The 8,845-nt window shown below is 61.1% G+C and carries 6 protein-coding genes; 5 read left to right on the top strand and 1 reads right to left on the bottom strand.

Features of this window, described 5'->3' with window-relative positions:
* Nucleotides 1–19 precede the first annotated feature (19 nt).
* The 5 genes from prfA (at nt 20) to HRQ64_RS19190 (ending at nt 6,375) form a co-directional block, all read left to right on the top strand.
* Nucleotides 20–1,096, top strand: coding sequence for a peptide chain release factor 1 (gene prfA, locus HRQ64_RS19170; protein ID WP_172125711.1), 1,077 nt, complete (start codon nt 20–22; stop codon nt 1,094–1,096).
* Nucleotides 1,093–1,986, top strand: a complete 894-nt coding sequence (gene prmC, locus HRQ64_RS19175) for a peptide chain release factor N(5)-glutamine methyltransferase (RefSeq protein WP_282567769.1) — start codon at nt 1,093–1,095, stop codon at nt 1,984–1,986. Before prfA ends, prmC begins: the two co-directional genes overlap by 4 nt.
* Before the next feature lie 316 nt (nt 1,987–2,302).
* Entirely contained in the window at nt 2,303–3,076 is a 774-nt protein-coding gene (locus HRQ64_RS19180) for a DUF4167 domain-containing protein (RefSeq protein WP_127754566.1), read from the top strand.
* A gap of 247 nt (nt 3,077–3,323) precedes the next feature.
* Complete coding sequence (clpB, locus tag HRQ64_RS19185; protein WP_172125715.1) at nt 3,324–5,942, top strand: ATP-dependent chaperone ClpB; 2,619 nt, start codon at nt 3,324–3,326, stop codon at nt 5,940–5,942.
* A 91-nt stretch (nt 5,943–6,033) separates the two neighbouring features.
* Nucleotides 6,034–6,375, top strand: coding sequence for a VOC family protein (locus HRQ64_RS19190; protein ID WP_172125717.1), 342 nt, complete (start codon nt 6,034–6,036; stop codon nt 6,373–6,375).
* Nucleotides 6,376–6,393: 18 nt separating this feature from the next.
* Here HRQ64_RS19190 and HRQ64_RS19195 read toward each other — a convergent pair whose 3' ends face one another.
* The gene (locus HRQ64_RS19195) at nt 6,394–8,367 is read right to left on the bottom strand and encodes a M23 family metallopeptidase (protein ID WP_172125719.1); all 1,974 of its coding nucleotides are present in this window, start codon (nt 8,365–8,367) and stop codon (nt 6,394–6,396) included.
* Nucleotides 8,368–8,845 lie beyond the last annotated feature (478 nt).

Raw genomic sequence — 8,845 nt, forward strand, 5'->3', positions numbered from 1 at the left:
CCACCAGCCGCGGATTACCATGCCTTCTCTTCCTCAGGACAAGCTCGACGCGCTCGAAACGCGGTTCCAGTATGTGGAAGCGGCCCTTTCGGGCGGCGCGGGACCGGACGAGTTCGTCAAGTTCTCCAAAGAGCATGCGGAACTCGCGCCTATCGTGGGCGAGATCACCGCCTACAAGAAAGCCCGCAAGGACTTGGCGGAGGCGCGCGAGCTTGCCCAGTCCAGCGACAAGGACATGGCCGAAATGGCCGAGGCCGAGATCGGCCCGCTCGAAGAGCGGATCGAAGAGTTGTTTCAAGCCATCCGAGTTTTGCTGCTGCCCAAGGACGAGGCCGACGAAAAATCCGTCATCCTCGAAATTCGCGGTGGCACCGGGGGCGACGAAGCGGCGCTGTTCGCTGGCGATCTGTTCCGCATGTATGAGCGCTATGCAGCCGGCCACGGGTGGAAGGTGACCATCATGGAAGAAAGCCCGGGGGAAGCGGGCGGCTTCAAGGAAATCATCGCCAATGTCAGTGGCAAGGGCGTTTATGCGCGCATGAAATTCGAAAGCGGCGTGCACCGCGTCCAGCGCGTGCCGGCCACGGAAGGCTCAGGACGCATCCATACGTCGGCCGCTACGGTTGCAGTTCTGCCGGAAGTCGAGGACATCGATATCGATATTCGGGCCGAGGACATCCGCATCGACACGATGCGCGCTTCAGGCGCCGGCGGCCAGCACGTCAACACCACGGACTCGGCGGTTCGTATTACCCATCTGCCCACCGGTTTGGTGGTTACTTCCGCGATGAAGAGTCAGCATCAGAACCGTGCACAGGCCATGATCGTGCTCCGCTCGCGCCTTTACGAGATGCAGCGCGAAGAGCGCGACAGCGCCCGTTCCGCTGAGCGCAAAGGGCAGGTGGGGTCGGGTGACCGCTCCGAGCGCATCCGCACTTATAACTTCCCGCAGGGTCGCGTAACCGATCACCGGATCAACCTGACACTTTATAAGCTAGACAAGATCCTGGCCGGTGAAGCGCTGGACGAGTTGATCGAAGCCTTGATCACCGAGAACCAGGCCGGACAACTGGCGGCGCTTGAGGACAACAGCTGAGCGCCTCCCCGACAGTCGGCACGCTTTGGCGCCAGTGGCGTGACCTCCTGGCTGCTGCAGGGATGGACAACGCGCAAATCGATGCCAAGCTGCTGGTGGGATGGGTACTAAACCTTTCCGCCCTCAACCTCGCGACACGCGAGCGAGAGCCCGTGGCGCCGGAGGATGTTGCGCGCGTTGGGGCTGTGATGGAGCGGCGACTTGCCGGAGAGCCTGTTGGCCGGATCATGGGCGAACGCGAGTTCTATGGCCTCGTTTTCCGTCTCAACCGCGCGACCCTTGAGCCACGGGCCGACACTGAGTTGCTGGTGGATCTGGCGCTTGGGCTGTTGCCCGGGAACGGCACCATATTGGACCTTGGCACCGGAACCGGCTGCATCCCCATTGCCGTACTGCATACCCGGCCCGATGCGAGAGGCACGGCGATTGACCTTAGCCCCGAGGCGCTCGAGGCCGCCCGCGGCAATGCAGAACGACATGGAGTGGCTGAGCGGCTTGATCTGCTGCAGGGCTCATGGTTCGAGCCACTGGCGGCAGCCAATCAAAACGGCAGGGGCAAGTTTGACCTCGTTGTATCCAACCCGCCCTATATCGAAACAGCTGAATTAGCCAAGCTCTCGCGCGAAGTACGTGAGCATGACCCTGTTCTGGCATTGGACGGAGGGCATGACGGCCTGACACCGTACCCGATCCTTGCGGCGGGGGCGCAGGACTGGCTGAAGCCGGGCGGTAATTTGCTGCTGGAAATCGGCTCCACTCAGGGAGAAGCCGTCGCTCAAATATTGCGTAGCGCCGGCTATGTTGACGTGGCAGTTCACAAGGATCTGGCGGGGCTTGATCGTGTGGTAAGCGGGCACCATCTAGGCGATAAGGCTTGCACGGCTCTGTGACGGCGCAAATTAGCGCTGGCAAATACGGGCCAAACAGGCTAGCTTATTGGTGTTGTCAGTGGCGCATCATGGGCGCCGCGGCGATAGCCACCTGATCATTGTAGCTGCAGGGCGCAGCGCGGTTCCAGCGGATTGCTGGAGCGACGCATGGTGATCCAGGGCAAGATGGCGCCGCCGCTTGACGGCTTTCGGTTTTCATGAAGCCAGATGAACCCCCAAAGACGAAGCTTGGGCTTCAACGGGGACTTGGCCTGACCTGGCGCAGCCGGTCCGCCATGAATGTGACGCTTAACTTCTAGAGTTAGAACAGCGACCAATGAGACCCAACAACAATCAGAATAACAACAAGAACCGTCCGCGCGGCCGCAACGGTGGACGCAAGCATGTGAATCCCCTCTCTCGTAACTTCGAGAGCACGGGACCCGACGTAAAGGTGCGCGGCAACGCGGCCCATATCGCGGAAAAATACATGCAGCTAGCTCGTGACGCGCAGTCGTCCGGCGACTCTGTCATGGCGGAAAACTATCTCCAGCATGCCGAGCATTATTTCCGCATCGTCGCGGCAGCACAGCAGCAGAGCAGCTTCCGCCCGGACCAGCAGGGCCAGGAAAGCGACGATTACGACGACGATATGCCCGAGATCAACTCGCGCTTTTCCTCGCCCCAGCCGGCACAGCCTCAGCAGGTCGAGAACGAAGACGCACCCGAAACCGGTGAACGCCAAGACCGGCCCGAACGCCAGGAACGGGCAGAGCGCCCCGAGCGACAGGAGCGGGGGGAACGCCAGGAACGGGGTGATCGTCCTGATCGTCAGCAGCGCCAGCGCCGGCCTGAGAATGTGGAGCGGACTGAGCCGGCAATTGAGCCAGCCGCGACGGTTGCGAGCGAGACCCCTACCGAAGAGCCGGCAGCGCCCGTTGTGGCTCAAGAAAACGAAGGCGAGGCGCGTAAGCCGCGTGAACGCCGGCCGCGCCGCCGCCGGCCAGTCGGTGGAGATGCGGGAGCTGAGGCCTCGGGCGGCGCCGAAGAAGGCAGCGTCGGGGAACTCCCCGCGTTTCTGACCGGCGGAACGCCAACGCCTGCTGAGTAAGGCGCATTAAGATCAAAAGGCCGGGTTTTTACCCGGCCTTTTTATTTGACCGTGATGAAGTGCATTAAGGCTCACTGATCCAAAGCCGCTCCCAAGCTTGCGCCTGCCCCTTTTTCCCGCCGCGGGCCTTCCTATATCCCTTGGTGAAATGGCGCTGCCCTCAGGGAGCCGGCGCACACTGACGTACGACGCTTCTTCTGGGCCAGGCTCCACCAGAGGAATGTCGGACGTTTAAGAGGAGAGTTGCATGAACATCGAGAAATATACCGAGCGGACACGTGGCTTTATCCAGAGCGCGCAGACCCTCGCGCTAGGCAGAGGCCACCAGCAGTTTACCCCCTTGCACTTGCTCAAGGTCTTGCTGGATGACGAAGAGGGAATGGCCACAGGTCTCATTGAGCGCGCCGGTGGCAACCCAAAATCGGCACGGGCAGGCGTTGAAGCAGCCCTGGCCAAAATCCCACAGGTTTCCGGTGATGCCGGACAGCTATATCTCAGCCGCGAGCTTGCTCGCGTTTTTGATACCGCAGAAAGCGCTGCCCAAAAGGCTGGCGACTCCTATGTGACCGTCGAGCGCCTGCTGCTCGCCTTGGTGGTGGAAAAAGACAATGAGGCGGGCAAGATCCTGTCCTCGGCCGGCGTCACGCCGCAGACCCTGAATGCCGCCATCGAGGAAATCCGCAAGGGCCGCACCGCTGACTCCGCCTCAGCGGAGAATGCCTATGAGGCGCTAAAGAAATATGCCCGTGATGTGACAGCGGATGTGCGCGAAGGCCGGCTCGATCCGGTGATCGGCCGTGACGAGGAGATCCGTCGCACGATCCAGGTCCTGAGCCGCCGGACCAAGAACAACCCGGTGCTGATTGGCGAACCCGGCGTGGGCAAGACCGCGATCGTGGAAGGCCTCGCCATTCGAATCGTCAATGGGGACGTGCCGGAGTCGCTAAAGAACAAATCGTTGATGTCGCTCGACATGGGTGCGCTGATTGCCGGCGCCAAATATCGCGGCGAGTTCGAGGAGCGCCTCAAGGGAGTGCTCAGTGAGGTAACCGCTGCGGAAGGCAAGATCGTCCTGTTCATCGACGAAATGCACACCCTGGTGGGCGCGGGCAAGGCCGATGGCGCGATGGACGCCTCCAACCTGCTCAAGCCCGCCTTGGCGCGTGGTGAACTGCACTGCATTGGCGCGACGACGCTCGATGAATACCGCAAGCATGTGGAAAAAGACGCCGCCCTCGCTCGCCGCTTCCAGCCCGTATTTGTGGACGAGCCCACCGTGGAGGACACGATCTCCATTCTGCGCGGGCTCAAGGAGAAATACGAGCTGCACCACGGCATTCGCATTTCGGACTCTGCCTTGGTGAGCGCGGCAACCTTGTCGAACCGCTATATAACCGATCGGTTCTTGCCTGATAAAGCCATCGACCTGATGGACGAGGCCGCCGCGCGCCTGCGCATGGCGGTGGATTCCAAGCCTGAGGCCCTCGACGAGCTGGATCGGCGCATCATGCAGCTCAAGATCGAGCGGGAAGCGCTGCGCAAGGAAACGGATGATGCCTCTAAGCTGCGGCTTGAACGCCTCGAGCAGGAGCTGAGTGGGCTGGAGGAACAGGCCCAAACGCTTTCGGCCAAGTGGCTGAGCGAAAAGGATCGGCTCCAGGTCTCCCAAAAGCTCAAGGAGGAGCTCGATAGCGCCCGCAGCCAACTCGAGATTGCCCAGCGTCAGGGTGACCTCGCCCGGGCAGGCGAGCTGGCCTATGGCGTTATTCCGGACCTGGAAAAGCGCATCAAGCTTGCCGAGGACAGCAATGGGGATGGCCAACCCGACGCCGTGATGGCTCAGGAGGTGGTGACCCCCAACCATATCGCGCAGGTCGTCTCCCGCTGGACCGGCATTCCGGTGGACAGGATGCTGGAAGGTGAACGCGAAAAGCTGCTGCATATGGAAGAAGCCCTGGGTGCTCGAGTGATCGGGCAGGCTGAAGCGGTGGCAGCCGTATCGCGGGCGGTACGGCGGGCTCGCGCTGGATTGCAGGATGCCAACCGGCCGATCGGCTCGTTCATGTTCCTCGGGCCGACCGGCGTGGGCAAAACCGAGCTGACCAAATCCCTGGCCCAGTTCCTGTTCGATGACGAAACCGCAATGGTTCGTCTCGACATGAGCGAGTTCATGGAAAAGCACTCGGTGGCGCGGTTGATTGGCGCTCCTCCGGGCTATGTCGGCTATGATGAAGGCGGGGTGCTAACCGAAGCCGTACGGCGCCGGCCATATCAGGTGATCCTGTTCGATGAGATCGAAAAGGCTCATGGCGATGTGTTCAACGTGCTGCTGCAGGTGCTCGATGACGGGCGCCTGACAGACGGGCAGGGCCGTACCGTGGATTTCCGCAACACGGTAATCATTCTCACCTCCAATATCGGAGCCGATATCCTGGTCAACGATCTGGAGGATGGCGATCCCGTCGACCTAGTTCGCGGACGCGTCCTTGATCGGGTCAAGGATACGTTCAAGCCCGAATTCCTGAACCGGCTGGACGAGATCCTGCTGTTCCACCGGCTGGGGCGTGAGCATATGGGCGCCATTGTCGATATCCAGTTCGCGCGGCTTAAGAAGCTGGTCAAGGACCGTGACATCGATCTTGAGCTTACGCCGCGTGCTCGTGATTGGCTTGCTTGGGAAGGGTACGAGCCCGCCTATGGGGCGCGCCCGTTGAAGCGGGTGATCCAGCGTGCCGTGCAAGATCCGCTAGCCGACGAAATCCTCGCCGGCCGGATCAATGATGGCGACCGGGTAGTGGTGGATGCGGATGATGAGGGTATTCACTTGCTGCCGGGCGGTGAACCCGCAACCGAAGCGGCCGCGTGAGCAACCTAAAAGCGGTAAAGGCCGGTCGAGAGACCGGCCTTTGCGTTTGTCCCGGCTGCGACCATAATGGAAACTGAACGGGGGCCGCACGATGACCGACCACATCGACTACATCGAGTTTCCGACTTCCAATCGCGCCGCCACTACCGCCTTTTTTCAGGCGGCATTTGGGTGGGGCAGCCTGGCTTTTGGTTCCGACTATGCCGCCCTGCAGGATGCGGGGATCGAGGGTGGAGTGGATCAAGCTCCCGAGCGCTCTGCCTCAACAATGGCGATTGTTCGCACCGATGATCTCGATGCGGCCGAAGCCCGAGTGCGGGCTGCGGGCGGAACCATCACTCGCGCTCCTTTCGACTTTCCTGGCGGACGGCGCTTTCACTTCCGTGAACCGGGAGGCAATGAAATGGCCGTCTGGGTCGTACGGCCGGAGTGAGGCGCCGCGTCGGCGGGATCAGTTCACCGCTGCGACCGTTACCGGTGCCGGTTCACGCGCCATTAGATCGTTGATCTGGGCAATGGTCTGCTGGAACTCCGCTTCAAACTGGCTTGGCAGCGTATTTTCCCGGGGGAGCTTGACGCTGAGAGGGTCCACCAGATTGCCGTTGATCAGGATCTCGAAGTGCAAATGCGGCCCAGTGGAATTGCCGGTCGATCCGACAAAGCCGATGACCTGTCCCTGGCGCACCCTCACGCCCGGCTTCATGCCATCGGCAAAGCGCGACATGTGGCCATAGGCGGTTTCATAGCCATTCACATGCTTGATCTCAACCTTGTTGCCATAGCCCGATTGCCATTTGGCATACTCGATAACGCCATCACCCGCCGCATAGATCGGGGTGCCCGAGCGGGCGGCAAGATCGACGCCGGTGTGCAGACGGCGGCTCTTGAAGATCGGGTGAACGCGATAACCAAAGCGCGACCGCAAGGTGCCGCCGCCTTCAAGCGGCCGTCGGGACAAGAAGCGCTTGCCGGTTTCTCCGGTGGGGTCATAAAAATCCACGACACCGTCCCCCGTCATGAACCGGTAGAGCTGGCGCGTCGTGCTTCCGAGAGTGAGGCCGACATAAAGCAGTTCAGTGCGCCCTTCGGCGTCCGGCGCGCTCTTGAGGATCTCGATCCCGTCTCCTGCACTGATCTTCTTGTTCATGTCGACGTCATAGGCGAACATGCCGATGATGCGGGCAATCGTGGGGTCGTCCAGATCGTGCTTGCGGCCGGTTTCCCAGATCGAGCGGTAGACGCTGGGCAGGTTGGCGACGTTGATCTCTTCAGCGTCTTCCTCGGGAAACTCGACAAAATCGGGCTCGAGGCCCACGACATATTGGCCGGTATCGGTCAGCGCTACGGTAGCAATATGAGGGCTGATGCCTTCCTTGCCGCCGGCGGGGCGATATATGCTCATGCGATACGGCACAAGGCTTTTGGACTCGCGCGTCAGCGGACCGTAAAGAATACGCAAGCGGATACCCGCCGGCATGCCCGAAGCGGGCACGAGGTTCTGCAGCGTGTTTTCAACCATGGCGATTTGCGTCGCCGTGAAGCCGTTCTTGGCCAGGGTTTCACCGAGTGGGCCTTTTTCCCGGATGGTCAGGAAACGTTCCGTGCGACCGAGCCCGCCTTCCGATAACAAGACTGTCTTGGGCACGAGGGTGACGTTCTCGGCCACCCCGCTCAGCGTGCCGGGATCACTGGCGGCGCCGAGATCGCGCACCGAAGCGCTTAGATTGGCATAGGCGAGGGTGGGGGAGCCTTCGTCAAAGAAGTTGGAACTGGCCAGGGCGCGCACGAACTCGGCTGCTGCCTGATCATTGATGGCGCGGGGCGGTACAAAGGTAACGGGCATGGCTGCCAGCCTGACGGCCACTTCCCCCTCGACCTCGGCCCCATAAACATCGGTGTTGATTTCGGGAGCGTCGGTATCGGCAGTGATGGGCTGGGTGGCCTCGAGGATCGCGACTGGATCGTAATCGGGAACATCGGAAGACAGTGCGGTGGCTGCGGTGGCAAGCGTCGCGCGAATCCGGACGAAAGGCTGATTGCGGATGATGTCGCGCCCATCCACGCTTTGGCGGATCGAGGCTTCGATCACTTCAAGATCGGAACGGGTGGCTGCCACTGGCCGGACACGGGCTGACTTGGCTGAGGTGTCGGTGGGGGTAACATCGTCGCGCTTGGAGGGGGCGAGCTGTAGTGCCTCATAGGCGGTGGAAAAGGTGTCTTGCCCTTGAAAGGAGACATATAGTGCAGCGCCCATCAGCAGCACGCTGGTCAACCCGGTCATCACCGTGCCGGTTAGCCAGGCAAAGCTCAGCTCACGGCCATGCGGAATTTCGCCCTCGGTTGACTGCACCGTGAGGGCCGGGCTGTCTTCAAACCCGGTTGCCTTGAGCAGTGCCGCATGCCGGCTGTTATGTGTGGCGTTCAACGCCCCATCCCTTGGTGCTTGATCATCTAAAGCCCTACGCAAAGCAGCCAATGCCAAATCGGCCTTTCCTGAAGCTATAGCAGGCACCACCTCCAGTCGGCAAAAATTGCGGCGAAACTAGGAGAGCGGGTGGGCCTAGCAAGGAATGGCACCGGCAAGCAGCCTGACGAGCCACTGGGCGGCTACCTGCACTAGAGTTTTCCACAGCGGGGAACCGGCACGACAGTTTTGTCATTTAGCGTGTTGACGGTTGGGATGGGGTCGCTTATATCCCCGATCACCGCTGCAGAGCGAGGCGCCCACCGGCGCGGCGCACTGCGGTAAGGGACTGAGCGGGCAGGGTTATTTGCTGGTTCGGGTTTTCTGGTTTCGGGTTTGCCGAAGAACAAGAAAATGCAAAACGGTGTTGACAAGCTTTCGGGTTTGCTCTAGATACCGGGGACCAACGACGTTGAATACCTCCGGGTGTTCCCACTGT

Source organism: Devosia sp. 919 (genome assembly GCF_013185965.1).
Taxonomy (GTDB): domain Bacteria; phylum Pseudomonadota; class Alphaproteobacteria; order Rhizobiales; family Devosiaceae; genus Devosia.

What these genes read in the sequence shown, in the direction of transcription:
- clpB (WP_172125715.1), top strand. Translation starts at nt 3,324, where the DNA reads ATGAACATCGAGAAATATACCGAGCGGACACGTGGCTTTATCCAGAGC.
- prfA (WP_172125711.1), top strand. Translation starts at nt 20, where the DNA reads ATGCCTTCTCTTCCTCAGGACAAGCTCGACGCGCTCGAAACGCGGTTC.
- HRQ64_RS19180 (WP_127754566.1), top strand. Translation starts at nt 2,303, where the DNA reads ATGAGACCCAACAACAATCAGAATAACAACAAGAACCGTCCGCGCGGC.
- HRQ64_RS19190 (WP_172125717.1), top strand. Translation starts at nt 6,034, where the DNA reads ATGACCGACCACATCGACTACATCGAGTTTCCGACTTCCAATCGCGCC.